We start from the raw sequence: 24,950 nt of genomic DNA on the forward strand, positions 1-24,950 counted from the left end.
CGGACCTCAAGTCCGCAACCGGTTCGCCGACCTGCGGGCGGCATCGCGGCCTCGGGGACACGGGGTTGCGTTTGCGCGCCACGACGGCGACTCCGTTCCGTAGTCCGACGACTACTGGGGACGTCAACTGTCCTCTAGGCTGCGGAGCTGTTCAACTTGTCCCACGGTGTCAGATTGGTAGGACGAACAGCCTTGAACAAGCGGGAACTTGGCCCTCCGACATCCCCAGCCGCCGAGTTCGGCGTACTGCTCCGCACGTCGCGCGAGCAGCGAGGATGGACCCAGGAACACCTTGCCGAGCTGATCGGCTGTACGTCGTCGTACATCTCCGCGCTCGAGCACGGCCGAAGGAAACCAAGTCAACAGATCTCAACGGCACTTGATCGAGTGTTCGAGTCTGGAGAGCGGTTCCTCAGGGAGTGGAGTACGTCCGGTCGACGGGTCTTGTTCGAAGGCTTCGACGAGTACCTGCGCAACGAAGCGAAGGCCATCGCCCTGAGGCTGTTCGAGATCAACCTGGTTCCGAGTTTGCTCCAAACGCCCGAGTACAGCCGAGTTTTCCAGGAGGCGGCTGTCCTGCGGGGGATCGCAACTCAGCAGCAGGCCGACGAGCGAATCGAGAAGGTGCTGCTCCGACAGCAGGCCCTCGCCCGAGATCCGGCGCCGCACGTCCAGGTGGTGATGGACGAGGGGGCGCTACGGCGGCCGATCGGTGGTCGGGACGTCATGGTGGCGCAACTCAGGTACCTGGAAGCACTCGCCGCACGTCCCCGATTCCTGGTGCAGGTGTGCCCTACCGCAGCAGGCGAGAACCGCCCGTTCGGGCATCCCATTACGTTGCTGACCATGCCGAACAGGGCCATCGTGGGGTACGGCGAGACGCAGCGGCGCGGCTATCTCGAACGCGATCCGGAGACGTTGGCCGAGTGGGTCAGTGAGTACGATCATCTCCAAGCCGAGGCGCTGCGCCGGGCAGCGAGCGTCGAGTTCATTCGAAACGTGCGGAAAGGCTTTGAGCATGGATGATCGCAATGCCACCTGGCACAGGAGCTCCTACAGCACCCAGGGAGGGAACTGCGTCGAGGTCGGTGCGAACGTCGTCCACACTGTCCCGGTCCGCGACTCCAAGGATCCCCACGGTCCCGCGCTGGTCTTCTCGGCCGACGCCTGGTCGAGCTTCGTCGTCGCCGTCCGCTCCGGAGAGTTCGGCGACGTCTGACATACGGGTGCCGCACTGAGGCCCCGCCACCCTGGAAACCGCTGGGAAACCTGTCTCGCTCATGACCCGCACGCCCAGAACCGAACGGTAGGCGGGCGGCATCGCCACACCCGAGGCCGCCCCCCACCCGACGCCACGGTTTCGGCCCGCGCCCGCATGCTGCCCACTCTGGGCGGGCGCCGCGCCGTCGCGCTCACCCTGTGCCGCCGCTGACCGGCGTCTCCGCCCCCAAGGCGCCAGTAGGCTGCCCCTCAGCTCCCCACCAGCACGCGGAGGTAGAGGATGACCCGGGTCGCCGTACTGTCGGCAGGATCGTGGGGGACCGCCTTCGCGCTGGTTCTCGCCGACGCCGGATGCGACGTCGTCCTGCACGCGCGCCGCCCCGAGGTCGCCGACGGCATCAACACCCGGGGAGTCAACCCCGGCTACCTGCCCGGCGTCACGCTGCCCGGCACGGTGAAGGCCACCACCGGAGCCGACATCGCCCTGGCCGGAGCCGACGTCGCCGTCCTGTCCATCCCCTCCCAGACCCTGCGGGCCAACCTGGCCGCGTGGGCGCCCCTGATCGAGCCGGACACCCTGGTCGTCAGCCTCATGAAGGGCATCGAGCTCGGTACCGGCCGGCGCATGAGCGAGGTCATCGCCCAGGGCGCCGCTCTCGACCCCGCCCGCGTCGCCGTCCTGTCCGGCCCGAACCTGGCCCGCGAGATCGCCGCCCGCCAGCCCGCCGCCAGCGTCATCGCCTGCACCGACCACGACGCGGCCCGCCGACTCCAAGGGGCCTTCCGCACGCCGTACTTCCGCCCCTACACCCACACCGACGTCATCGGCTGCGAACTCGGCGGCGCGGTCAAGAACGTCATCGCGCTGGCCGTCGGCCTGGCCGCAGGACTCGGCCTCGGCGACAACGCCAAGGCCACCCTCCTGACCCGCGGACTCGCCGAAACCGCCCGCCTGGGAACGGCGCTCGGCGCCGACCCCGCGACCTTCGCCGGCTTGGCCGGCCTCGGCGACCTCACCGCGACCTGCCTCTCCCCGCTCTCCCGCAACCGCACCTTCGGCGAACACCTCGCCCGCGGCCTGACCATCGACCAGGCCGCCACCGCCACCGGCCAGACCGCCGAAGGAGCCAAGTCCGCCTACGCGGTCCTCGACCTCGCCCGACGGCACCAGGTCGAGATGCCCATCACCGCACTCGTCGTCGCCCTCCTCGACGGCACCGTCACCACCGACCGCGCCGTCGACCTGCTCATGGCCCGCACGCCCAGAGCCGAACGGTAGGCGGGCGGCATTCTCGCACCCGAGGACGCCCCCGCCCGATGTCACGGTTTCGGGCGGCGCCCGGTCCTCATCGGTGAACAGGGCGCGGTCGACACCCGCGCCCCCCGCTGCAGGAGAGGGCCGAGCCATGGAAACCGTGACCGTGCGACGGGTCATCGCGGCGCCGATCGCCGAGGTGTTCGACTGGTGCGCCACGAGCACCAACTACACCCGCTCCCCGTTCGTGCTCAGGGCGCGCCTGGCCCGGCCCGGCGAGGGCGCGCCCTACGGGGTGGGCGCGGTGCGGCTGCACACCTGGCTGATCGGCTGGTTCAACGAGCGGATCACCGCCTACAACGCCCCGCACGGCTTCGACTACACCGTCGACCGCAGCTTCCCGCCGGCCCGGCACGAGTTCGGCCGGATGACCTTCGAGGAGGTCCCCGAGGGCACCCTGGTCGTCTGGACGACCGGCTTCGCGCTCCCCGTCCCCCTCGTCGGCGCGGCCTTCGCCCGCCGGGTCGGCAAGCCCCTCATCGCCCACGTCTTCGGCGCCATCCTGGCCGCCGCCGCCACCGACCTCGAAGCCGCCCCGAAGAAGCGCCCCTGACACCGCGGCGTCAGGGGCGCGGCTGGAGCGCGGCAGGAGCGGGACGGTTCAGGTCGGCGGGTTCGGCCGGTTCAGGCCGCGGTCGTAGGCGAAGATCACGGCCTGCACCCGGTCCCGGGCGCCGATCTTCGACAGCACCCGGCTGACGTGCGTCTTGACGGTCGACTCCGCGAGCACCAGGCGCTGCGCGATCTCGCCGTTGGTCCAGCCCCGGCCGACCGCGACCAGGATCTCGCGCTCGCGCTCGGTCAGGGCGTTCAGCCGCGGGTCGTCCTCGGCGGCCGCGCCGGGCGGGCGCACGGGCAGGTGGTGGGCGTAGGCGTCCAGGAGGCGCCGGGTGATGGCGGGGGCGACGACGGCGTCGCCCCCGGAGACGGCGCGGATCCCGGCCAGGAGGTCCTCCGGGCGGGCGTCCTTGAGGAGGAAGCCGCTGGCGCCGGCGCGCAGCGCGGCGTGGGCGTACTCGTCGAGGTCGAAGGTGGTCAGGACGAGGATGCGCGAGCGCCCGCCGGTGGCGACGATGCGCCGGGTGGCCTCGATGCCGTCCATGCCGGGCATCCGGATGTCCATCAGGACGACGTCGGGCCGCAGGTCGGCCGTCAGGCGTACGGCCTCGGCGCCGTGCGCGGCCTCGCCGACGACCTCCGTGCCGGGCTGGCTCTCCAGCAGCATCCGGAAGCCGTACCGCTGGAGCGGCTGGTCGTCGACGATGAGGACCGTGGTCACGTCAGGCCGCCTGTCGGGTCGGGGTCGGGATCGGGGGTGAAGGCACCGGGGCCGCCGGGGCGACCGGGGCCGTCGGGGCCGTCGGGCCCGTCGGGGGTGAGGTCGAGGACGGCCTCCACGGTCCATCCTGCCCCGGGCCCGGGCCCGGCGGTGACGGTGCCCCCGTACAGTGCCGCACGTTCGCGCATGCCCGTCAGACCGTGCCCCTCCTCGCCCGCCGCCCCGCCGCGCACCGCCCCGCCGGGCGGACCGCCGTCCTGCACCCGCACCCGCAGCCGGCCGCCCTCGGCGGCCAGCGTCACGTGCACCCGGGTCTCGGGCCCAGCGTGCTTGAGGGTGTTGGTGAGCGCCTCCTGGACGATGCGGTACGCCATCAGCTGCACCCCGCGGTCCAGCCGCCCCACCTCGCCGCGCGCGGTGTACACGACCTGCGGCCCGGCGGCCCGGATGCGCGCGCACAGCCCGTCGAGGTCGGCGATGCCCGGCTGCGGCGTGAACTCGGGGCCCTCGCCCTGGTCGCGCAGGACACCGAGCATGCGCCGCAGCTCGCCCAGCGCCTGGCGGCTGGTCTCCCCGATCAGCAGCAGCGCCTCCCGGCCCCGCTCGGGGGAGGCCTCGGTCGCGTACGCGCCGCCGTCCGCCAGGGTGATGATCACGGACAGGTTGTGGCCGATGATGTCGTGCATCTCCCGGGCCACCCGGGTGCGCTCGGTGGCGGTGGCCAGCCGGCTGCGCTGGTCGCGCTCGACCTCCAGCCGCGCCGCCCGCTCGCGCAGCCCGGCGAGCTGGGCCCGGCGGATGCGCACCGCGATGCCGACGGCCACCGCCGCCGTCGCCGCGCTGAACAGGAAGAACAGCGCGTCCCCGACCGGCAGCCCGCCGGACAGCTCCACCGCGACCAGCGCCGACGCGCCGGTCATCGCCGCGCACGCCCACGCCAGGTGCCGCAGGCTCCCGTGCAGGGCCAGGCTGTAGAGGGCGACGAGCAGCGCGACGTCCGCGCGCAGCGCGACCCCCAGCGACCACTGCAGGACGAACACGGCCGCGACCGCCGCGAACGCCGCCGCCGGCCGCCGCCGGCGCCACAGCAGCGGCAGCAGCAGCCCCGCCTGCAAGGCCAGCATCGCCGCCAGCGGCGGACGGGCGAAGACGATCCGGTGCTCGCGCGCCCGCTCCCCGCCGTCGTGGAAGGGCAGCAGGTCCGGCAGGCAGAACAGCAGGAAGACCGCGGCCACCACCGCGGTGTCCAGCACCCACGGGTGGTCGCGGTCCGCCTGGCGCGCCCGCTGCCCCAGCCGGGCCAGGCGCGCGAACACCGGGTGCCCCGACAGCGGGTCGCCCCCCGCCCCCGCGGCGGTGTCGTGCTCGCTCACGGCGTCACCTTCGTCCAGCTCGTCCGCAACGGGCGTCACCTTCGTCCCACTCACCCGCACCTTCGTCCCACTCACCCGCAACGGGCGTCACCTTCGTCCCACTCGCCCCGCAACGGACACGAAACGGGCCCGGTGCGGCACCCGACTCGAACGGGCACCGCACCGGGACGTCCACGCAGTCTCCCAGCCCTCAGGCGTCGCTGCGCACCAGGCGCACGGCCGCGCCCGCCAGGGCGAGCACCGTCCACAGCAGGAAGACCGCCAGCCCCGCGGCGGGCGACAGCGTTGTCGCGTCGTGGTGCAGGGCGAACAACGCCTGGCCCGCGTTGCTGGGCAGGTACGGGCTGATGTGGTCCTGCCAGGACGAGGGCAGCAGCGAGATCAGGCCGGGGACCAGCATCAGCGAGGCCACCAGCACCGAGATGCCGCCCGCCACCGACCGCAGCAGCGCGCCCAGCGCGACACCGATCACGCCCACCAGGGCGAGATAGAGCCCGGCCCCCAGCAGGCCGCGCAGGACGCCGGCGTCGGAGAACGTCATCGCCGCGCGGGTACCGGAGAGGATGCCGCTGTCGGCCGCGAAGGCGACGAACACCCCGACGGTGCCCAGCAGCAGCACCACCACCCCGTACACCGCCGCCTTGGACCACAGCACCGGCAGCCGGCGCGGCACCGCGGCCAGGGTGGAGCGGATCATGCCGGTGGAGTACTCGCCCGCGGCGACCAGCACGCCGAGGACACCGAACGCCAGCTGCGCGAAGTTGGTGCCGAACAGCGACAGGCTCAGGGCACTGGCGTCGGCGAAGTCCCCCCGGTCCATCGGGCGCCCCGAGGTGATCCTCGACTTGAACTGGAACGCGGCGATCAGCCCGAACGCGACCAGGAACAGCAGGCCCAGGCCCAGCGTGATCCAGGTCGAGCGCAGCGACCACAGCTTGGCCCACTCCGAGCGCAGCACGCGCACGGGCGTCACCCGGTAGGCGGGGCGCGCGGGCCGCAGGCCTGCGGCCTCGGACGTCTGGCTCGGTGCGATGGTGCTCATGCCGCGCTCCTCGGGGACTCGGCGCCGGCACCCGCACTGGCGGCGGGCCCGGTCGCGGTGGTGGTGCCGTGGTACTCCACGGCGTCCCTGGTCAGCTCCATGAACGCCTCCTCCAGGGAGACCGTGCGGGTGGTGAGCTCGAACAGCGCGATGCCCTGCTCGGCGGCCCGCAGGCCGATCTCCCGCGCCGCCAGGCCGGTGACGAGGAGCTCCTCCGAACCGGAACGGCCGGTGACCTCCACACCCGGCCCGGCCAGCGCCGCGCGCAGCCGGGCCGGATCGGCGCTGGCCACCTTCACCACGTCGCCGCCGGCCTGGCGGACCAGGTCCTGCACGGTGGTGTCGGCCAGCAGCCGGCCCCGCCCGACGATGATCAGGTGGTCGGCGACCAGCGCGACCTCGCTCATCAGGTGCGAGGACACGAAGACGGTGCGGCCCTCGGCGGCCAGCGAGGTGAGGAGGTTGCGGATCCACAGCACGCCCTCCGGGTCGAGACCGTTGACCGGCTCGTCCAGCATCACCGTCGCCGGGTCGCCCAGCAGCGCCGCCGCGATCCCCAGCCGCTGGCCCATGCCCAGCGAGAACGCCCCGGCACGCTTCCTGGCCACCGACTGCAGCCCCGTCAGCTCGACGACCTCCTCCACCCGCGAGCGCGGGATGCCGTGGGTGTGCGCCTGGGCCATGAGGTGGTTGAACGCGGAGCGCCCCGGGTGGATCGACTTGGCCTCCAGCAGCGCCCCGACCTCCTGCAACGGCGCCGCGTGCGCGGCGTAACGGCGCCCGTTGACGCGCACCGAGCCGCTGGTGGGAGCGTCCAGCCCGACGATCATCCGCATGGTGGTGGACTTCCCGGCGCCGTTGGGCCCGAGGAAGCCGGTGACCGTGCCGGGCCTGACCGTGAAGTCGAGCCGGTCGACGGCGGTCTTCTCCCCGTACCGCTTCGTCAGCTGGTGCGCCTCGATCATCGCTCACCCCTACGCTCCGGGGCCGGACCGTCCCGGCCTCCCTCACACTCCACGCTAGGTGCGGCGCCGGCGCGATCCGTGGTACCCCGGACCGATCATCGGAGTGGGCACGGTACCGCGGTACCACGCCAGGACCGCCTGTTGCGGTTACATCACGACGTGTCCGATTCATCGAGTATTGGACCGGAGTGCGGCGATTAACTTTGTTGGCAGTGATGCGAACGGTCTCTCATAATTCCTGCTGAGACGCGTGATGGACGGTCCGGAGAACCGCCGGGGAAGCGGTTTGCGAGGAAGTCCGCGCGCGAGATCCCACATTTTCCCGGGGGAGTTCCTTGTCCGCGCCCGAAAACGAGACAGCCGCCGTTCCGGAGCAGCCCGACGCTGCACCGGAACCGGCCGCCGCACCGCAGCACCCCGCCGCACCGCAGCACCCCGCTGCGCCGCAGCACCCCGCCGTACCGGAGCACCCCGCCGTACCGGAGCACCCCTCCGTACCGCAGCCCGACGCCGCGCCGCAGCCCGCCGTCGCACCCGAACCGGCCGCGCGCCGGCTGCCGCGCGCCGTCGGCGTCGTCCTGGCCACCGCCGGCCTGCTCGCCGTCACGGCGACCAGCGCCGCGGTGACCGTCGCCGTCGGCAGGCCGGACGCCCGCCCGGTGGCCGCCGCCGCACCCGCGCCGGCCGCCACCACCGCCAGCCCGAGCCCGACGCCCTCCGCCACCCCGGTACCGGTGCCGACGCCCACCGCCGCCCCGACCACCCCCAAACCGGCCAGCACCGTCAAGGGGAGCGTCAACGGCGGCAAGCACGAGGGCGACCTGCGCTACTTCCTGCTCCCGATCCCGGACGACGGCGAGTCGTACGGGCCCGCGGACGGGATGACCATGACCAACGACGACGTCACCGACCTGTTCGGCAAGCAGGACGGCATCATGGACATCCTCGGCTCGTACGGCTACCAGTCGGGCGCCACCCGGATGTACCGGACGGCCGACGGCAAGGCCGAGGTCACCGTCACCCTGCTGCGCTTCGGCTCCACCTCGATGGCGCGCGAGTTCGTCCAGGGATACACCCTCAAGTCGCAGGACCCGATCGACATCGACGGCGACCCGAACGCCCACGGCTACCTGCACAAGCCCAAGCAGCAGGCGTACACCGGCTCGATGACCGGCATCTCCAGCCAGGGCGACGTCCAGTACACGATCGACGTCGAGGTGAAGGGGACACCGGACAAGGCGCTGCTGAGCGGGCTGATGAAGCGCCAGCGCGAGTGGCTCGCCTCCGGCGGCTGAACGCAGCTGAACGCGGCTGAACCCGCGCCGCCGCCCGCCCCGACGCCGTCCTCCCCATCCTCCTCTGGAGCCACCCCGTGACCACCGAACCCGCGCTGCCCCCGCCCGGCACCGCGCCGGCGCCCGCCGCCCCGCCGCGGCCCCACGCCGCACCCGCCGAACCGCCTGCCGCCGAACCGCCTGCCGCCGAGACCCCGGCCGCCGAATCGCCTTTCGCTGCAACGCAGTTCACCACTGAACCGCCGTCCGACGTGTCGGCCCCCGAGCTCCTGCCGCCCGCCCCCGAGCGGGCGCCCCGCGCCCCGCGCCGCCCGCGCCCGGTGCTGCTGGCGGTGTCCGGCCTGGTGCTCGGCACCCTGGTCGGCGGCGGCGTCGGCTACGCCGTCCAGGCCCAGCGCCCGCCGACGCCGCTGCCGCCGATCCAGGTCGCGCGCCCGTCCTACCCGGCCGTGGCGGTCGACCCGACCGCCTACGCCGCCCAGCAGCCCAAGCCGCTGGCCATCGACGGCGACCTGCGCAAGCTGCTGATCGGCGCCCCGGACGGCAGCACCGCCTGGGGAGAATTCCCGGACAAGCCGAGCTGGGTGTCGGTCGGCGAGCTCGCCGAGTACAGCGACAGCGCGGTCCGCGACTTCAAGGACCTGAACTCCCGGGGCTTCCGGCGCGCGGCCGAGGTGGACTGGAAGAAGGGCGACGCCAGGTACCGCGTGTCGCTGGTCCAGTACGCGCCGGACCACGCCGACGAAGCCGCCACGCACGCCGTCGGCACCACCCGCAACCTGAAGCCGTTCGCCGACGTCGCCAACGGCGCCAACGGCGGCTACCGGGTGGACGAGGAACCCAGGTACTGGGCCGACAGCGCCGATCGGTACTACTACGGCCAGGCCGTAGCCCAGCGCGGCACGGTGGCGATGGTGGTGGAGGTCTTCGACTCCAAGCCGGTGAACCCCGACGTCGTGAAGGACCTCGCCAAGCAGCAGTGGGAGCGGCTGGTATGACCGACAACAGCATGACCGGGACCCCGGCCGCCACACCGGCGCCGACCGCCCCCGACGCGGCCCCGGCCGCCACCGAACAGCCCGTCGCCGGGCAGCAGTTCGCCGCCGATCCGGCCGCGCCGACCGCCACCGCGCCCGCCGCCCCGCGCCCCGCCTCCCGCCGCCTGCTGCGTGCGGGCGCCGCGACGGCCGCGGCGGCGCTGGCCGGGGTGGCCATCGGCGTCGGCATCATCAAGACCCAGTACGACGACCCCGCCCCGGCCGTCGCCGCCGGGCCGTCCGCCGCGCCCGTCCCGACCGCGACCGCCACGCCGTTCGGCGCCAAGTCCAACGGCAACCACTTCGGTTCGCTGCGCGACCTGCTGCTGCCCGTCCCGGCCGGCTACGAACCCGGCCCGGACGAGGGCGGCTACGGCAACGACACCGAACTCGGCGCCGAGTTCCTGTCCGCCGAACTGGACGACGAACTCCAGCAGATCCCCAAGGACAAGCGCGACAAGCTGCGCTCCTACTGGGAGGGCCTGCACGTCAAGGCCACCGGCGTGCGCACGTACCGGACCACCGAGGACGACCTGGTGGTCGGCCTGAAGCTGCGCCAGTTCAACCAGCAGGAAGTGCAGAAGCTCAACGAGTACACCGCGGTCTTCACCGGCGACACCGGCCTGTTCCGGATCGGCCCGGAGATCCCGGGCCACCCCGAGGCGCACTGCTACCTGATGCCGGCGCCGCCGTCCGCGCCGATCGACTACCTGGAGTGCTCGGCCGCCGAGGGCGACCTCCTGGTGGTCATGAACGTCGAGGGCGTGGCACCGCTGCCCAAGGACCGGATCGTCGCCCTCTTCACCCTGCAGCTCGACCGCCTCGCCCGCCCGGGAGCGTCCGCATGACCGACCACGCCACCCCGCACGAGCCCGCCGCGGGCACCCTCGCCGAGACCCTCGCCGAGACCCCCGCCGAGATCCCCGCCGCTCCCGCCGCCGCTCCCGCCACGGAGACCCCTGCGGAGACCCCCGAGGAGCACGAGGCCCGCCTCGCCCGGCGCAGCGCCCGCCGCAGGGCGGCCGCGCGCTGGGCCACCGCCACCCTGGTGTTCGCCCTCGCGGGCACCGGCGCCGCGCTGGCGGTCACCGCCCCCGAGCGCACCGACCTGCCCGGCCTGGCCACCCCGGGCGACGGCCGCTACACCTTCCCGCCGCTGACGCTGCCGCCGCTGCCCTCCGGCAGCAGCGCGCCGGAGCGTACGGGCGGCAAGAGCGCCCTGCACGCCGCGGACCTGCGCTACCTGCTGCTGCCCGCCCCCAAGGAGGCCGGCGGCAGCCTCACCCCGGCGCTCTACCCGGTCCCCACCGCCTCGGCCACCGGCACCCCGTCGGCGAGCGCGACCCCGAGCCCGACCGCCTCCGCCTCCGCCTCGGCGTCGGCCTCGGCGGGCGCGAGCCCGTCCACGGCCCCCGCCGGCCAGGCCCCGGCCGACTGGGTCACCTGCGACGCGATGCTCGCCGACCAGCGGGACCCGGCCGCGCTCCGCGAGCTGCTCCTGCGGGACGCCTGCCGGGCGGCCACCGTCCGGGAGTGGACGGCCTCCGACGGCACCCGCACCCAGATCCGGCTGCTGCGCTTCGGCGGCTCCTTCGAGTCCTGGAACGTCTTCTCCTCCCTGCGCTCCGACGCCAGGCCCAATGCCCTGCCCGGCGCGAAGGGCACCTCCCACAGCGCCTGGGACACCGTCGAGGGCGTCCACCTGGACGCCCAGGAGAGCACGGCGAAGGGCGCCAAGGGCACCCCGAACGCCCGCGTCGCCTACCTCTGCGCCTCCGACCTCGTCGCCGTCGTCACCATGACCAACCCCGACGGCGTCCCGGACGCGGCCTTCCGCCAGGTGGTCACCCTCCAGTCCGACCTCCTCGCCTGACACCGGCCCCCTCGCCCGCCACCCCCGCGCCTGCCGCCCGCACGCCCCTCACGGCGTCAGCCGGGCGGCGGCGGGCAGGTGGTCGCTGGAGGTGGCGGGCAGGGTCCAGGCGGCGGTCGCGGACAGGCCCCGGGTCATGACGTGATCGATCCGGGCCAGCGGGAAGACCGCCGGCCAGGTGAACCCGAAGCCGCTGCCCGCGCTGTCCTGCGCGGAGCTCAGCCGGCTGGTGACCGGGGCGAGCGCGTGGTCCCCGGCGGCGGTGTTGAGGTCGCCCAGCAGCAGCACCCGGCGCAGGGGCTCCTCGTCCAGCGCGGCGCCGAGCGCGGCGAGGTTGCGGTCGCGGTGAGCGGTGGCGAAGCCGGTGATGTTGAGCCGGACGGAGGCGAGATGGACCACGAACACGGCCAACGGCCCACCGGGGGACTGGACTTCGGCCCGCAGTGAACGGCTCCAGCCCGGGTCGATGGTCAGCCGCCGTGCGTCGGTCACCGGGTAACGGCTCCACAGCGCGACGGTGCCGATCCGCGTGCGGTGCGGCAGTTCGGCGTCCAGCACGTGTTCGTAGACGGGCAGCGCGGCGTCGGTGACCTCCTCCAGGGCGACCAGGTCGGGGCGGGCGGCGAGCAGCGCCCGGGCCGTGCCGGCGGGGTCCGGGTTCTGCGCGCTCACGTTGTGGGTGACCACGGTCAGGCCCGCACCTCCGGCCTGGCCCGCGCCGCCCCCCGGCGGCGGGCCGCCGCCGGCGAGCACCGGCCCGAGCACGACGGCCCACACCGCGGCCAGCACCACCGCGGCGCACGCCGGCACCGGCGCGCGGCGCAGCGCGGCGGCGATCAGGACGGCGGGCACCACGAGGCCGGCCCAGGGCAGGGCGCTCTCCCACAGGCTCCCCAGCTGGACGCCCAGGCTCGGCACCCGCCGGTGACCGGCCAGGGCGAGGGCGGTCAGCAGGGCCACGGCGGCGGCCACGGGGCCGCGCCGCCAGCGCCCGACCGGCGGACGCCGCTGCCGCCGCTCCCGACGGCGTCGACGGCCGCCCGGGCGGGAGACACCCGCCGGGTCGCCCCCCGCCTCCGGGCCCGCCCCCGCCCCCGCCCCCGGCCTTGAGACCGCCCCGGCCCCGGCCCCCGCCCCCGGCGCGAGCCCCTCCTGCGATCGGATCATGAACGCCCCCTACCCGGCCGCGTCGGGCAACAGGGCCGGGCAGGTCCCGCCAGGGCTGGTCAGCAGCTCGAAGTGCCAGATCTCGTTGCCGTACACCTGGCAGAGCCCGTACCGCGCGCCGTGCTGGATCAGCCAGTAGTCGGCATTGGTCGGGCCGATGTCGATCGCCTTGCCCGAGACGTGCGCCGACTTCTCCGGCGTGTTCACGAACTGCCTGGCCCGCTCCAGACTCCCGTACTTGGCCACCCCCTTGTCGAGCAGCCGCTGCTGGTACTCCTTGCTGCGCCAGCCCGAGGTGACGGTCATCTCGATGCCCTGGGCGCGCGCGTCCCGGGCGGCCTGCTGGACGGCTTCCAGCAGCGGCCCGTCCAGGTTGCCCACCGCCGGCGCCCCGGTGTCGAACGGGGTCAGCGTCGTGCCGTCGGGTATGTCGCCGTCCGCCCCCGCCGAGGAGCCGGGCCCCGGAGCGGGGGAGGAGGAGAACGGCGCGACGGTGGCCGCCAGGGTCCGCAGCGCCGCCTCGGTCGCCGGCGGATCGGCGGCCGCGCAGGCGCCGGCCAGCGCCAGCACCACCACCGCCCCGGTGCCCACGGCCATCGCCCGCCGTCCGCCCCCCGCCGTCCGCCCCCGCGTCGCCTCCTGGCGCGTCGTCCCGTCCATCGCTGCCTCCCGGCGCTCGTCGTCTCGCCGCGACGGGGAAACCCGGCGGCCACACCATGAGAGGAAATGCGGTGTTACCAGGACGTCTGCACTAACCGATACGTTTTCGATAGGCCCGTTCGTGTCCAATGGACACCGACGGCAACGGCATCGACAGCAAGAGCGGGACGGGAGAACAGCGCGTGCGGGTCCTGGTGGTGGAGGACGAGATCTACCTCGCCGAGGCGGTCCAGGCGGGCCTGCGCCTGGAGGCGATCGCCTGCGACATCGTCACGGACGGCGACGCCGCCCTCGAACGCCTGGCCGTCCACACCTACGACGTCGTCGTCCTGGACCGCGACATCCCCGGCACCCACGGCGACGACGTCTGCCGCACCATCGTCGAGCACCGCCTGGGCTGCCGCGTCCTCATGCTCACCGCCGCCGCCCGCCTCGACGAGAAGGTCGCCGGCTTCGAACTCGGCGCCGACGACTACCTGACCAAGCCCTTCGACCTCGCCGAACTCGTCGTGCGGCTGCGCTCCCTGGCCCGCCGCCCCGCCCAGGCCGCGCCCCCCGTCCTCGAATACGCCGGACTGCGCCTGGACCCCTTCCGCCGCGAGGTCTACCGCGACGGCCGCTACGTCGCGCTGTCCCGCAAGCAGTTCGCCGTCCTGGAGGTCCTGATGACCGCCCGCGGCGGCGTCATCAGCGCCGAGAACCTCCTCGAACGCGCCTGGGACGAGAACGCCGACCCGTTCACCAACGCCGTCCGCATCACCATCTCCGGCCTGCGCAAACGACTCGGCGAACCCTGGGTGATCCAGACCGTGCCCGGCGTCGGCTACCGCCTCACCGACGGCACCCCCACGTGAGCGCCCCGCCCCGCACCCGCCCCGCGCCGCGGCCGCGCCGCCTGACCGCCCGCCTGCGGCTCACCCTCAGCTACACCCTCTTCGCCGTCATCACCGGCACCCTCTGCCTGGCCGTCGTCTACGTCGGCATGCGCTACATCCCCAACTACCCGCTCACCTCCTCCAACCCCCGCGACCGCCTCTCCGCCCCCTCCCGCCAGGAGATCCTCCGCTCCCTGCTCACCATCTCCGGCTACGCCCTGGCCCTGCTCACCGCCGTCGGCACGATCGGCGGCTGGTTCATCGCCGGCCGCGTCCTGCGGCCCCTCCAGGACATCACCGGCGCCGCCCACCGCGCCGCCGGCGGAGCACTCGAACACCGCATCGCCCTCGCCGGCCCCCGCGACGAGTTCACCGACCTCTCCGACGCCTTCGACGAGATGCTCGAACGCCTCCAGCGCTCCTTCGACGCCCAGCAGCGCTTCGCCGCCAACGCCTCCCACGAACTGCGCACCCCCCTGGCCATCACCCGCACCATGCTCCAGGTCGCCGCCGCCGACCCGGCCCGCCAGGACTGGACCACCCTCGTCGCCCGCCTCCAGGACACCAACCAGCGCGGCATCGAGATCAGCGAAGCCCTCCTCCAACTCGCCGACCTCGGCCACACCGCCCCCGAACTCGAACCCCTCGACCTGGCCCGCACCACCCGCGACGCCCTCGCCGCCGTCCAGGAGGAGGCCGCCGCCCTGGGCGTCACCGTCACCACCGACTGCCGCCCCGCCCCCGCCACCGGCAACCCGGTCCTGCTGCGCCAGGCCGCCGTCAACCTGCTGCAGAACGCGCTGCGCCACAACCTGCCGACCGGGGGATCCGTCACCGTCACCACCGGGGCCGATCCGGACCGCCCCGGCCGGGTCCGGCTCGCCGTCACCAACACGGGCCCCCGCCTGGCCCCCGAGACGGTCCCCACCCTCACCGAGCCCTTCCTGCGGGGCCGCGGGCGCACCGCCCAGTCCGACCCCGCCCGCCGCGGTCACGGCCTCGGCCTGGCCATCGTCGTGGCGATCGCCGACGCCCACCACGGCGACCTCGGCCTCACCCCCGGCCCCGGCGGCGGGCTGCACGCCACCCTCAGCCTCCCGGCCCGCTGAGCCCGGCCCGCCGAGCCCCGCCCGCCGTCCGGCCGCGCCCCGGCCTCACCCCGTCGGCTGCCCGGGCCGGCCCGGCACCCACAGCGGCGCCGGGCCGCCGAGCGCCATGTACCGGGCCGCGTCCTCCTCCAGCCACCCGTCCACCCGGCCCGGGTCGCCGCCGCACGACTCCACCAGTGCGGCGGCCGCGATCCGGGCGCAGGCCAGCATCAGCGCCAGGGTGTCCTGTCGGTGGTGCCGCTCCCGGACGTACGCCTCGCCCCGCTCGTCGATGCGCCGGCCGTGCGCCTCCCCGTCCCCGCCCCCGTCGTCGGCGGTGACCGCCTGGACGCCGTGCCACACCAGGGCGAGCGCGGCCGGTTCGGCCGGGTGCGCCACCTCCGCCCGGCCCGCCTGCTCACGGGCCTCCGCCGACCGCCGGCCCAGCCACTCCAGCACCGCCGGCACATCCCCCTCGCGGGCCTGGAGCACCAGCTCCGCCGCCCGGTACGCGAGCGCCCGCAGGACCTCCCCGGCCGGCACCCGCAGCCCCGGCACCGGCGGCTCGCCGAACGCCAGCCAGGCGTCCGCGAACGACGCCGCCCGCACCGGCCCCAGCCACGCCGGAGCCCCGGCCGCGTCGCCCACCCACTCCTGCGCACCCAGCCGGACCAGGCCCGCCGCGGCAAGCCGCGCCGCGTCCCCGTCCAGCCCGCACAGCCGTCCACCCCTCACCGCGCACCCCCGTCAGCGCCTTCAATCCCGTGACGGGCACATCCCACCACACCAGGACGCAAGCGAACTAGACAGGGACCCGACAAAAATTTCCGGCGCCGCCCAGCCGCCGATCAGCCCAGGACCAGCGGCAACCGCCCCGCCGGCGCGCCCAGCGCGCCCCGCTCACAGGGCGGTGAGCTCGCCCAGCCCCAGTGTGCGCAGCGTGTGGTCGGCCAGGTGCAGGTGGCCGACACCGTTGGGGTGCGTGGGGTCGTCCAGCCACGGGATCGCCTCGCCGTCGGGGAACTCGGCGAGCCAGTACGCCTCGTGGTCGACGAGCAACGCGCCCGTCTCCGCGGCGAGTTCGCGCACGGCCTGGCAGTACGCGGGCAGCTCGGGGCGGGCGGCGCGCCCGGCGTGGCTGGCCACCAGCGGCGTGTGCAGCACGATCTGCGCGCCGGCGGACCGGGCGACGATCTCGCGCATGGCGTCGCGGAACTCCCCGAGCCCGTCCGGCCCGGCGGGGGCGTCGTTGGTCCCCAGCGAGAGCGACAGCACGTCCGGCGCGAACCGCCCGATGACGAAGTCGTACGCCCCGAGGACGTCGGTGGCCCGCCAGCCGGACACGCCGGTGTTGACCACCACGTCCGTCAGCCGGCCGAGTTGCCAGCTGAGGCGTTCCTGTACGTGCTCCACCCAGCCGCGCGCGCCGTGGGTGTGCAGGGCGGCCCGGGTGATGCTGTCCCCGGCCGCCACCCAGGTCATCGCACCGTCCGACAGTTCGACCATGTGACCGTCCCCCTTTGATGGTTCGTCCCGTGCCGCGGTCCCCGCCGCGGTACCCGAAGAGTTGATCACAGGTTGTCCGGAACCGGCGGGCGGCGGGCGGGCCTTCACGGGCCCCCGCCGCCCGTACCGGGGCGCCGCTACGCGCGGTGGTACTGCACGGGGACGGGGACCCGGGCGCCGAGTTCGGCGGCGGCGCGGCGCGCCCAGTACGGGTCGCGCAGCAGCTCGCGGCCGAGCAGGACGGCGTCGGCCCTGCCGGCGGCGAGGATGTCCTGGGCCTGGACGGGGTCGGTGATCAGGCCGACGGCCGCCACGGGCATGCCGGCCCCGCTGCGCACGGCTTCGGCGAAGGGCACCTGGTAGCCGGGTCCGGCCTCGATCGTGGCGTCGGGGACGAGGCCTCCGGTGGAGACGTCCATCAGGTCCACGCCGTGGGCCAGGAGTTCCTTGGCGAGGCGGACGGTGTCCTCCGAGGTCCACCCGGTGCGGCCGTCCTGGGGGTTCTCGGTGAGCCAGTCGGTCGCGGAGACGCGGAAGAGGACGGGCAGGTCCTCGGGCCACGCCGAGCGGACGGCGTCGACGACCTCCAGGGCGAAGCGGATGCGGCCCTCGAAGGAGCCGCCGTAGGCGTCGGTGCGGTGGTTGCTGTGGGGGGAGAGGAACTGGTGGATCAGGTAGCCGTGGGCGCCGTGGATCTCGACGGCCCGGAAGCCGGCGTCGAGCGCGCGCCGGGCGGCGTCGGCGAACTGCCGGACGATCCCGCGGATCTGCTCCTCGGTGAGTTCGTCGGGCCTGGTGTGGGTGGGGGCGAAGGGGAGGGCGCTGGGGGCGAGCGGCGTCCATCCGTGGGCTTCGTCCGGGGCGAGGGCGCGGCCGCGGTCGATCCAGGTGCGCTCGGTGGACGCCTTGCGGCCGGCGTGGGCGAGCTGGAGCGCCGGCACGGTGCCCTGCGCCGTCAGGAAGGAGGTGATCCGCCGGAAGGCCGCGACCTGGGTGTCGTTCCAGATCCCGAGGTCGTAGGGGGTGATGCGGCCTTCGGGGCTGACGGCGGTGGCCTCCATGATGATCATCCCCGTGCCGCCGGTGGCGCGTGCCGCGACGTGGGCGAAGTGCCAGTCCGTCGGGGCGCCGGCCGCGTCGCCGTCCGGAGCGGCGCTGTACTGGCACATCGCCGCCATCCAGACGCGGTTGGGGATGGTCAGGGTCCTCAGGGTGTAGGGGGTGAAGAGGGTGGTGCTCATGGGCGGACTCCTGTCGCGGGGCGAGGCGGGTGGGGCCGGTGGCGCGAGAGGCGAGGGGACGCCTCCCCGGGTGATTGCAGGTGCACTTTGTCTGACACAACAATAGTTGCGCACGCTGATTGATGGCAAGCGCTGGCCACTTTGCCCGGACCCCCGGCCTGCCACCCACCGCCGCCCGACCCGGCGCCGCCACCTGCCGGCGGACGCGCCCCCACGCGATCCTGGTCCCCACGGCCGTCGGCACTGCGCCGCCCGCGTCCACCGCCCGGGCGGCGGCTCCGGCCATGCGACACCAGGAGGTCCGATGAAGATCCCCGGTCCCGACCCCCGGCCGGACGGCGGCGTCGGCGCCATCGCGCAGGCCGGCGGGCTGCACACCTACCAGCTGTGGCTGCACGCCGAGTACGGCCCCGTGGCGCGGTTCCAGCTGCCCGGCGCCGAGACGGCCGTCTCGGTCGCCGACCCGGTGCTGCTGGAGGCCACCGCGCACCTGGACCGCCGCCCCGAGCGCCTGTTCTCCTTCCTGGACCCGCTGTTCGAGGCCGGCAACCTCCAGGTGCTCCCGGCGGACGAACACGCCCCGTGGCGCCGCACCCTGCTCTCGGTCCTGGCCGGCCGCCCCTCCCACGAGCAGGCCTTCGACCGCTTCACCGCGCTCGCGACCGGCCTCGCGGACCGCTGGGCCGCGCGGGGCGCGCGGGGCGAGGCCGTCGCGCTGCAGCAGGACCTGACCGCCCTGTCCCTGCGGATGATCTGCGCGTACGCCCTGGGCGGCGAGGTGGAGGGCCCGGACGCCGTCGCCGCCGCCTTCGAGGAGGTGCTCGCCGACTACCTGGAACGGCTCTACCAGGTGCCCTGCGCCGTCGACCCGCAGGAGCGCGCCGAGCGGACCGCGCGGGCGCTCGCCCTCCTGCGCGCGACGGTCGACCGGGTGATCGCGGCCCACCGCGACGGCGCCCGCGCCGACCGCAGCGACCTGGTCGGCGCACTGGTCGAGGCCGGCCAGCGCCCCGCCCGGATCCGCGACACCGTCCTCGCGGCGATGCTCGCCGCCCACCACACCACCGGCGTGGCCGTCTCCTGGACCCTGCACCTGCTGGGCCGCCACCCCGAGGCGGCCGCACGCGTCACCGGGGAACTGGACCGCGTGCTCGGCGACCGCCCGGCCCCCGGGTACGCCGACCTGAGGCGCCTGCCGTACCTGCGGACGGTCCTCCAGGAGTCGATGCGCCTCTACCCGCCCGGCCCCTACGGCGCGCGCCAGACCACCGAGGCACTCACCCTCGGCGCGTACGAGGTCCCCGCCGGGGCGGTGGTCTTCTACCCGTTCTGGGCCGTCCACCTGAACCCCGACCACTGGCCCGAGCCCGAACGGTTCTGCCCCGAGCGCTTCACCCCGGAGCAGGCGGCCGGACGCGCGCGGCTGGCCTGGGTCCCCTTCGGGTTCGGCCCGCGCAGCTGCGAGGGCGCCGCCCTGGCCATGGTCGAGTGCGAACTGCTGCTGGCCGTCCTCCTCAAGCGCCTGCGCTTCCGACCCGTGCCGGGCCACCGGGTGGTCCCGGCCGAACGGTTCGTCCTCTGGGCGGCCGACGACATCCGCATGCTCGTCAGCCCGCGCCGGGCCGCCTGAACACCGCAGGGCCGACGGCGCGCCCGGCCCGGCCCGGCCCCGGGCGTGCGGGTGCCCCGGGACGAACCGTCCCGGGGCACCCGGCATGGGGGAGCGGCGGGGATCAGCCCGCGAGGCTGATACCGGTCTCGGTGGCGTAGCCGGCGACACCGTTGGGGCCCACCGCGACGGCGGCGTCGAGGAACGAGGCACCGTCAGGACCGAACTGGACGTCGGTGATGTGCAGGGCACTGCCGTTCGGGCCGACGGAGAACGCCCCGTGGTCGTAGTTCAGGGAGGGGATGTTGTCGGGCGTGTCGGCGGAGGCGATGGTCGCCCCGCCGAGAACGATCGGGAGGCAGAGGGCGGAGACGGTCAGGACGCGGCGCGCAGTACGCATGGGGGAAGAGCCCTTCCAGATAAGGGTGGTGATGGTCGATCGGCCCGCCACGAAATGGCGGCCTGTCACCATCCACACACATTCGTATGCGGAGCGCGACCGGGGATGGCTGTCCGGGGCTACCGGTTCACCCGGGCCCCCCATCGCCGCCCCGAGGACGCGACGGGCCGCCGCCCCGGGCGCCGCCCACGGCCCGGCCGGGCGAGCGCCGACCGGCGACTTGACGATCGAACCGGTGCTGCTGCGATAGTGACCCGGTGCGCGTCGGCCTGCTCGGACCCCTGGTACTGGACGCCGGAGCGGGCCCGCTGCCGATCGGCGGCGCGCGGCTGCGGGCGCTGCTGGCCTGCCTCGCGCTGGACGCCGGCCGCGCCGTCCGGCCGCAGGCCCTGGCGGACGCGCTGTGGGCCGAGGCGCCACCGGCCGACCAGGCGAACGCCCTGCAGTCACTGGTGTCCCGCCTGCGGGGCGTCCTGGGCGACCCCGCGCTGCTCACCTTCGGACCGGCCGGGTACCGGCTGGCCGTCGAGGCCGCCGCGGTGGACACCGCCCGGTTCGAGCAACTGGCCCGCTCCGGAAGGCACTTGCACGCGCAGGGCCGGCCGGCCGAGGCCGCCGCCGCCCTGCGGGAGGCCCTGGCCCTGTGGCGCGGCCCCGCGCTGGCGGACGTGCGCGAGGCGCCGTTCGCCGACGCCGAGGCCCGGCGGCTGGAGCGGGCGCGGCTGGCCGCCCTGGAGGACCGGATCGAGGCCGACCTCGCGCTGGGCGCCGGACCGGAGCTGACCGCCGAACTCGAATCGCTGACCGCGCGGCACCCGCTGCACGAACGGCTGCACGCCCAGCTGATCCGGGCCCTGGCCGCCGCCGGCCGGGGCGCCGAGGCCCTGGCCGCCTACCAGCGGCTGCGCGCCCGGCTGGCCGACACCTTCGGCAGCGACCCCGGTCCGCAGCTGCAGGCGGCCCATCTCGCGGTCCTGCGCGGCGAGCTCCCGGCACCCCCCGACCACCGGCCGCCCCCCGACCGCCGCGCGCCCGCCGACCGGCCGCCACCCCAACAGCCGCCACCCCAACGGCCCGAACCCCGCCGAGCACGGCCGCCCGGCAACCTGGACGCCCCGCTGACCAGCTTCGTGGGCCGCGAGGACGACATCCGCCGGGTGGCCGAGCTGCTCGGCCGAGCCCGCCTGGTCACCCTGGTCGGACCCGGCGGGTCCGGCAAGACCCGGCTGGCCACCACCGTCGGCCGCCGCCTCACCCCGACCGGCGGGGTGTGGTTCGTCGCCCTGGCCCCGGCCGGCCCGGCGGACGTGCCCCGCGCGGTGCTCGACGCCCTGCGCACCCGCGAGGCCGACCTGCCCGAGAACGCCGCCGCCCCGGCCCGCCGCCCCGGCACCCCCGAGGAGATCCTGGACCGCCTGACCGAGGTGCTCACACACGACGACCCGGTCCTGGTACTGGACAACTGCGAACACGTGATCGAGGCGGCGGCCGCGCTGGCCGAGACCCTGCTCGGCCGCTGCCCCGGGCTGCGGGTCCTGGCCACCAGCCGGGAACCGCTGCGCATCGACGGCGAGAACCTGCACCCGGTGCTCCCCCTGGAACTGCCCGCACCCGGCTCGACACCCGAACAGGCCCGCGCCTGCGCGGCGGTCCGGCTCTTCCACGACCGGGCCGCCGCCGTGTGCCCCGGCTTCGCCGAGGAGGACGGCGCGCCGGCGGCGGCGGTCGAGATCTGCCGCCGCCTGGACGGCCTGCCCCTGGCGATCGAACTGGCCGCCGCCCAGCTGCGCACCCTGCCCGCCGAGGTGGTCGCCGCCCGGCTGGACGACCGCTTCCGGCTGCTCACCCGGGGCAGCCGCACCGCCCTGCCCCGCCACCGGACGCTGCGCGCCGTGGTGGCCTGGAGCTGGAAGCTGCTGGCCCCCGACGAACGGGCGCTGCTGGAACGGCTGTCGGTGGCGCCCGCCGGCTTCACCGAGGACGCGGCGCAGGCGATCGGCGGGCTCGCCGCCCCGCACCCCGACCACGACGCCCCGGCCCGCGACGTCCGGGAGCTGCTGGCGGCGCTGGTCGACAAGTCGCTGCTGCACCCGCTCGGAGCCGCCGCCACGGGCGAGCCCCGCTACCGGATGCTGGAGACCATCCGGGAGTACGGCCTGGAGCAGCTCACCCGCCGCGGGGAGGACGGCGCCGCCCGCGAACGCCACTGCGGGTTCTTCCTCGCCCTGGCCGAGACCGCGGAGCCGCGGCTGCGCACCCGTGACCAGCTGTGCTGGCTGGCCCGGCTGTCGGCCGAGCGGGACGACCTGCTGGCGGCGATCCGCTGGGCGGTGGAGTCCGGGGACGCCGCGACGGCGGTCCGGTTCGGCGCCGCACTGTGCTGGTTCTGGTCCATGCGGGGCTATCCGCCGGAGTCGCTGGACCTGCTGGAACGGGTGCTGGAGGTCCCCGGGCCGGCCGATCCGGCGGCCCGCGCGCTGGTGGTCGCGACGTACGAGGTCGGCACCGAGTCCATCGGCCGGCCGGAGGACAGGGCGGCCGCCTTCGGCCGGATCGAGGCGGCGATGGCGGGCGTCGACCCCGCTGTCCACCCCCTGCTGGAGCTGGCCCGGATGGCCGCGACCATCGCCGACCCGCAGCCGCCCCCGCACACGCCCGACCCCCCTGACCCTCCAGCCCCCTCGGATTCCCCGGGCTCCCCGGACCTCCCGGACGGCGGGCGCAAGGACCCCTCCAGCGGCCCGTTCACCCTGCTCGTGCGAGGCCTGCTGACCCTGCACAGCGGCGACGTCACCGAGGCGACGGGCTTCCTCGTCCGCGCGCTGGCCGGTTTCGAGGCGCTCGGCGAGCGGTGGGGCATGGCGTCCGCGCTGAGCACCCTCGGTTCGCTGCGGCGGCGCTCCGGCGACCTGGCCGACGCGCTGGCGATGAACGAGCGGGCCACCCGCTACTTCCAGGAGCTCGGGATGCAGGAGGACACGGTCGACAGCGATGTCCAGGCCGCCCTGACGCGCGCCCAGGCCGGGGACGCGGACGGCGCGCGGCGGCAGCTGGCGGGCCTGCTCGACCAGGTGGCGCAGGCCGGATGGGCCGAGCCCCGGGCCCTGGTGTGCCTGGGCCTGGCCCAGCTGGAGTGGCGGGCCGGGCGGCGGGAGCCGGCCCGCGCGCACGCCCTGGCCGCCCTGGCCCAGGCCCCCGGAGGCCAGCCGGTGCCCTCGCACCTCACCGCCCTGCTGCTGGGCGTGCTCGCGCAGCTGGACGCGGCGGACGGCCTGCCCGACGCGGCGGTGCGCCGGCTCGACGACCCGGCGGTGCACGCGGTGCTGACCTGGAACTCGGCGGTCGCGGCCCGGATCGCCGTGGCGGCCGCCGACATCGAGCTGTGCTGCGGCCGGCCGGGGGAGGCGGCGCACCTGCTCGGCGCCGCCGACCTGCTGCGGGGCTCGGACGACCTCGGTGACACCGACGTGCGCAGGATCGCCGGGCGGGCCACGGCCGACCTGGGAGCCGCCGGGTTCGCGTCCGCCCACGCCGCGGGTGCGGCGATGACGCGGACCGAGGCCAGGGACCTGCTCTCCACTCTCATCACCGCACCCGCCCCCGTCAGCGAGCCGTAGCCGTAGCCGTAGCCGTAGCCAGAGCCGGAGCTGAAGCCGGGGCCGGGGCCGGCTTGCCGAACATGGCGCAGGTCACCGCACTCTGCAGGGCCTGGCCGGCCGCGGCGAGCTTCGCGTCGGCCCCGAACTCGAACAGGAACTCGGTCGAGATCAGGACGGTGGCCGTACGGCTGCCGGTGCCGTCGGTGAGGTTGGTGCTGGAGTACCCGGTGATTCCCCCGTCGTGGGCCCAGACGGTGCCGCAGGGGGTGCGGACCGTCCCGATGCCCAGGCCGGAGCCGGGTCCGTCCACCGGGTTCTGCGGGTCCACCGGCACGGTGGTGCGCAGCTGCGCCAGCTGGGCCGCGGGCAGCAGCCCGCCGGACATCAGCGCGTTGTAGAAGCGCGACCAGTCCTGGGCGGTGGACACCACGGCCCCGGCCGCCCCGCCCCAGCCCGGGTCGTTGCCGGAGACGTCCACCCGGCCGTCGCGGTGCACCCCGGCCACGTCCCGGAACGCGGCGGGCACCTGCGCCGGCATGTGGGCGGCGTCCGGCTCGTAGCCGCGCACGTAGCGCCCGCGCCAGCTGCCGTCCGTGGCGAGGTAGGTGTGCTTCAGGTCCAGCGGCCGGGCGATCCGGTCCCGGAGCAGGTCGGCGAGGCTCGCCCCGGTGACCCGCTCCAGGACGGCGCCGACCGCCGCGTAGTCGGTGTTGCTGTAGGACCACCGGGTGCCCGGCGGGAACAGTGCCGGGCGCTTGACGCCCACGGCGAGCAGTTCGGTGGAGGTCCACCGGTGCGGGTCCTTGCCGAGGATCGACGGCAGGACGGCGGGGTCCTCGGTGTAGTCGGGCAGGCCGCTGGTGTGGTTCAGCAGCATCCGCAGTGTGATCGCCCGGCCGCCGGGCACCTGGCCCGGCAGCCACGCCTCCACCGGGTCGGTCAGCGCGAGCCGCCCCTCGGCGGCCAGCTGCAGGGCGATCACGGCCATCATGGTCTTGGTGTTGGAGCCCATCCGGAACTCGTCCCCCACCGCGAGCCGCTGGTCCGCCGCGGCCCAGGGGGCCTGCTCGGCGATCTCGACGGGCCGGCCCCGGCCGTCGTCCACCCGCACCACCACCCCCGGCGCCCCGGCGGCCACCAACTGCCGTGCCAGCTTCTCCAGTTGGACCCGCTGCGCCTCGGCCCCGCCCCGGGTCGAGGAGGGCGCGGACCCTGCGGCGGCGGGCAGGGGGGCCGGGAGCGCCGGTCCGGCGGCCAGCCCCACGGTCAGGGCCGACGCGGTCAGCACGAGCGGCGCCAGCCGCAGGCGGCGCGACCACCCCGTGCGGGACGGCGAAGGGGCTGCCGAAGAAGGAGTGGAAGAAGGCGGGGGAGTGGCTGACGACATGGATGCGGTTCCCTCTGC

The 24,950-nt window shown here is 75.1% G+C and carries 23 protein-coding genes; 12 read left to right on the forward strand and 11 right to left on the reverse strand.

Going from position 1 to position 24,950, the window contains the following annotated elements; genetic code table 11:
• Positions 1–192: 192 nt before the first annotated feature.
• The 4 genes from OG556_RS33575 (at position 193) to OG556_RS33590 (ending at position 3,089) form a co-directional block, all read left to right on the forward strand.
• Positions 193–1,026 (forward strand): Scr1 family TA system antitoxin-like transcriptional regulator, encoded by an 834-nt coding sequence (locus OG556_RS33575; protein ID WP_371515212.1) that lies wholly within the window; start codon positions 193–195, stop codon positions 1,024–1,026.
• Positions 1,019–1,219 carry a DUF397 domain-containing protein gene (locus OG556_RS33580; RefSeq protein WP_371515211.1) on the forward strand — a complete coding sequence of 67 codons (201 nt, stop codon included), beginning with the start codon at positions 1,019–1,021 and terminating at the stop codon, positions 1,217–1,219. Before OG556_RS33575 ends, OG556_RS33580 begins: the two co-directional genes overlap by 8 nt.
• Before the next feature lie 282 nt (positions 1,220–1,501).
• Positions 1,502–2,500 (forward strand): NAD(P)H-dependent glycerol-3-phosphate dehydrogenase, encoded by a 999-nt coding sequence (locus OG556_RS33585; protein ID WP_371515210.1) that lies wholly within the window; start codon positions 1,502–1,504, stop codon positions 2,498–2,500.
• Between the two features lie 127 nt (positions 2,501–2,627).
• Positions 2,628–3,089 carry an SRPBCC family protein gene (locus OG556_RS33590; protein WP_371515209.1) on the forward strand — a complete coding sequence of 154 codons (462 nt, stop codon included), beginning with the start codon at positions 2,628–2,630 and terminating at the stop codon, positions 3,087–3,089.
• A 48-nt stretch (positions 3,090–3,137) separates the two neighbouring features.
• On the opposite strand, the gene OG556_RS33595 is transcribed toward OG556_RS33590, so the two are convergent.
• From OG556_RS33595 to OG556_RS33610, 4 genes are all read right to left on the reverse strand, one after another.
• The gene (locus tag OG556_RS33595) at positions 3,138–3,815 is read right to left on the reverse strand and encodes a response regulator (RefSeq protein ID WP_371515208.1); all 678 of its coding nucleotides are present in this window, start codon (positions 3,813–3,815) and stop codon (positions 3,138–3,140) included.
• Entirely contained in the window at positions 3,812–5,188 is a 1,377-nt protein-coding gene (locus tag OG556_RS33600) for a sensor histidine kinase (protein WP_371515207.1), read from the reverse strand. Before OG556_RS33600 ends, OG556_RS33595 begins: the two co-directional genes overlap by 4 nt.
• A 190-nt stretch (positions 5,189–5,378) precedes the next feature.
• On the reverse strand, positions 5,379–6,230 hold the full coding sequence (locus OG556_RS33605) for an ABC transporter permease (RefSeq protein ID WP_371515206.1): 852 nt from the start codon (positions 6,228–6,230) through the stop codon (positions 5,379–5,381).
• A complete protein-coding gene (locus tag OG556_RS33610) occupies positions 6,227–7,195 on the reverse strand; it encodes an ATP-binding cassette domain-containing protein (protein ID WP_371515205.1) in 969 nt (322 codons plus the stop codon). The genes OG556_RS33605 and OG556_RS33610 overlap by 4 nt, the downstream gene beginning before the upstream one ends.
• Positions 7,196–7,530: 335 nt before the next feature.
• Between OG556_RS33610 and OG556_RS33615 the strand changes: the two genes are divergently transcribed.
• The 4 genes from OG556_RS33615 (at position 7,531) to OG556_RS33630 (ending at position 11,400) form a co-directional block, all read left to right on the forward strand.
• Positions 7,531–8,490: a hypothetical protein gene (locus OG556_RS33615; RefSeq protein WP_371515204.1), complete on the forward strand. Its 960-nt coding sequence runs from the start codon at positions 7,531–7,533 to the stop codon at positions 8,488–8,490.
• Positions 8,491–8,567: 77 nt separating this feature from the next.
• Positions 8,568–9,488: a hypothetical protein gene (locus OG556_RS33620; RefSeq protein WP_371515203.1), complete on the forward strand. Its 921-nt coding sequence runs from the start codon at positions 8,568–8,570 to the stop codon at positions 9,486–9,488.
• The gene (locus OG556_RS33625) at positions 9,485–10,375 is read left to right on the forward strand and encodes a hypothetical protein (protein WP_371515202.1); all 891 of its coding nucleotides are present in this window, start codon (positions 9,485–9,487) and stop codon (positions 10,373–10,375) included. Before OG556_RS33620 ends, OG556_RS33625 begins: the two co-directional genes overlap by 4 nt.
• Complete coding sequence (locus OG556_RS33630) at positions 10,372–11,400, forward strand: hypothetical protein (protein ID WP_371515201.1); 1,029 nt, start codon at positions 10,372–10,374, stop codon at positions 11,398–11,400. Before OG556_RS33625 ends, OG556_RS33630 begins: the two co-directional genes overlap by 4 nt.
• A gap of 48 nt (positions 11,401–11,448) precedes the next feature.
• Here OG556_RS33630 and OG556_RS33635 read toward each other — a convergent pair whose 3' ends face one another.
• Together OG556_RS33635 and OG556_RS33640 are read right to left on the reverse strand one after the other, a co-directional pair.
• A complete protein-coding gene (locus OG556_RS33635; RefSeq protein WP_371515200.1) occupies positions 11,449–12,372 on the reverse strand; it encodes an endonuclease/exonuclease/phosphatase family protein in 924 nt (307 codons plus the stop codon).
• Between the two features lie 204 nt (positions 12,373–12,576).
• Entirely contained in the window at positions 12,577–13,227 is a 651-nt protein-coding gene (locus tag OG556_RS33640; RefSeq protein ID WP_371515199.1) for a M15 family metallopeptidase, read from the reverse strand.
• A gap of 182 nt (positions 13,228–13,409) precedes the next feature.
• Here OG556_RS33640 and OG556_RS33645 point away from each other — a divergent pair, with 182 nt between their 5' ends.
• The gene (locus OG556_RS33645) at positions 13,410–14,081 is read left to right on the forward strand and encodes a response regulator transcription factor (protein ID WP_371522504.1); all 672 of its coding nucleotides are present in this window, start codon (positions 13,410–13,412) and stop codon (positions 14,079–14,081) included.
• A complete protein-coding gene (locus tag OG556_RS33650) occupies positions 14,078–15,211 on the forward strand; it encodes a sensor histidine kinase (RefSeq protein WP_371515198.1) in 1,134 nt (377 codons plus the stop codon). Before OG556_RS33645 ends, OG556_RS33650 begins: the two co-directional genes overlap by 4 nt.
• A gap of 45 nt (positions 15,212–15,256) precedes the next feature.
• On the opposite strand, the gene OG556_RS33655 is transcribed toward OG556_RS33650, so the two are convergent.
• The 3 genes from OG556_RS33655 to OG556_RS33665 all read right to left on the reverse strand — a co-directional run bounded on the left by OG556_RS33655 (position 15,257) and on the right by OG556_RS33665 (position 17,937).
• Positions 15,257–15,925: a hypothetical protein gene (locus OG556_RS33655; protein WP_371515197.1), complete on the reverse strand. Its 669-nt coding sequence runs from the start codon at positions 15,923–15,925 to the stop codon at positions 15,257–15,259.
• 165 nt (positions 15,926–16,090) lie between these two features.
• Positions 16,091–16,696: an SGNH/GDSL hydrolase family protein gene (locus OG556_RS33660; protein ID WP_371515196.1), complete on the reverse strand. Its 606-nt coding sequence runs from the start codon at positions 16,694–16,696 to the stop codon at positions 16,091–16,093.
• A gap of 137 nt (positions 16,697–16,833) precedes the next feature.
• On the reverse strand, positions 16,834–17,937 hold the full coding sequence (locus OG556_RS33665) for an NADH:flavin oxidoreductase/NADH oxidase (protein WP_371515195.1): 1,104 nt from the start codon (positions 17,935–17,937) through the stop codon (positions 16,834–16,836).
• Positions 17,938–18,241: 304 nt separating this feature from the next.
• On the opposite strand from OG556_RS33665, the gene OG556_RS33670 reads away from it, so the two are divergent.
• Entirely contained in the window at positions 18,242–19,567 is a 1,326-nt protein-coding gene (locus tag OG556_RS33670; protein ID WP_371515194.1) for a cytochrome P450, read from the forward strand.
• Positions 19,568–19,670: 103 nt separating this feature from the next.
• On the opposite strand, the gene OG556_RS33675 is transcribed toward OG556_RS33670, so the two are convergent.
• On the reverse strand, positions 19,671–19,946 hold the full coding sequence (locus OG556_RS33675) for a hypothetical protein (RefSeq protein WP_371515193.1): 276 nt from the start codon (positions 19,944–19,946) through the stop codon (positions 19,671–19,673).
• Positions 19,947–20,203: 257 nt separating this feature from the next.
• Here OG556_RS33675 and OG556_RS33680 point away from each other — a divergent pair, with 257 nt between their 5' ends.
• Positions 20,204–23,563: a BTAD domain-containing putative transcriptional regulator gene (locus OG556_RS33680; RefSeq protein WP_371522502.1), complete on the forward strand. Its 3,360-nt coding sequence runs from the start codon at positions 20,204–20,206 to the stop codon at positions 23,561–23,563.
• On the opposite strand, the gene OG556_RS33685 is transcribed toward OG556_RS33680, so the two are convergent.
• The gene (locus OG556_RS33685) at positions 23,550–24,833 is read right to left on the reverse strand and encodes a serine hydrolase domain-containing protein (protein WP_371515190.1); all 1,284 of its coding nucleotides are present in this window, start codon (positions 24,831–24,833) and stop codon (positions 23,550–23,552) included. The two genes, OG556_RS33680 and OG556_RS33685, sit on opposite strands and share 14 nt — an antisense overlap.
• Between the last annotated feature and the right edge of the window lie 117 nt (positions 24,834–24,950).

Source organism: Kitasatospora sp. NBC_01300 (genome assembly GCF_041435235.1).
GTDB lineage: Bacteria > Actinomycetota > Actinomycetes > Streptomycetales > Streptomycetaceae > Kitasatospora.

What these genes read in the sequence shown, in the direction of transcription:
- OG556_RS33590 (WP_371515209.1), top strand. Translation starts at nt 2,628, where the DNA reads ATGGAAACCGTGACCGTGCGACGGGTCATCGCGGCGCCGATCGCCGAG.
- OG556_RS33610 (WP_371515205.1), bottom strand. Translation starts at nt 7,195, where the DNA reads ATGATCGAGGCGCACCAGCTGACGAAGCGGTACGGGGAGAAGACCGCC.
- OG556_RS33660 (WP_371515196.1), bottom strand. Translation starts at nt 16,696, where the DNA reads ATGGTCGAACTGTCGGACGGTGCGATGACCTGGGTGGCGGCCGGGGAC.
- OG556_RS33585 (WP_371515210.1), top strand. Translation starts at nt 1,502, where the DNA reads ATGACCCGGGTCGCCGTACTGTCGGCAGGATCGTGGGGGACCGCCTTC.
- OG556_RS33630 (WP_371515201.1), top strand. Translation starts at nt 10,372, where the DNA reads ATGACCGACCACGCCACCCCGCACGAGCCCGCCGCGGGCACCCTCGCC.
- OG556_RS33640 (WP_371515199.1), bottom strand. Translation starts at nt 13,227, where the DNA reads ATGGACGGGACGACGCGCCAGGAGGCGACGCGGGGGCGGACGGCGGGG.
- OG556_RS33665 (WP_371515195.1), bottom strand. Translation starts at nt 17,937, where the DNA reads ATGAGCACCACCCTCTTCACCCCCTACACCCTGAGGACCCTGACCATC.
- OG556_RS33605 (WP_371515206.1), bottom strand. Translation starts at nt 6,230, where the DNA reads ATGAGCACCATCGCACCGAGCCAGACGTCCGAGGCCGCAGGCCTGCGG.
- OG556_RS33670 (WP_371515194.1), top strand. Translation starts at nt 18,242, where the DNA reads ATGAAGATCCCCGGTCCCGACCCCCGGCCGGACGGCGGCGTCGGCGCC.
- OG556_RS33580 (WP_371515211.1), top strand. Translation starts at nt 1,019, where the DNA reads ATGGATGATCGCAATGCCACCTGGCACAGGAGCTCCTACAGCACCCAG.
- OG556_RS33675 (WP_371515193.1), bottom strand. Translation starts at nt 19,946, where the DNA reads ATGCGTACTGCGCGCCGCGTCCTGACCGTCTCCGCCCTCTGCCTCCCG.
- OG556_RS33625 (WP_371515202.1), top strand. Translation starts at nt 9,485, where the DNA reads ATGACCGACAACAGCATGACCGGGACCCCGGCCGCCACACCGGCGCCG.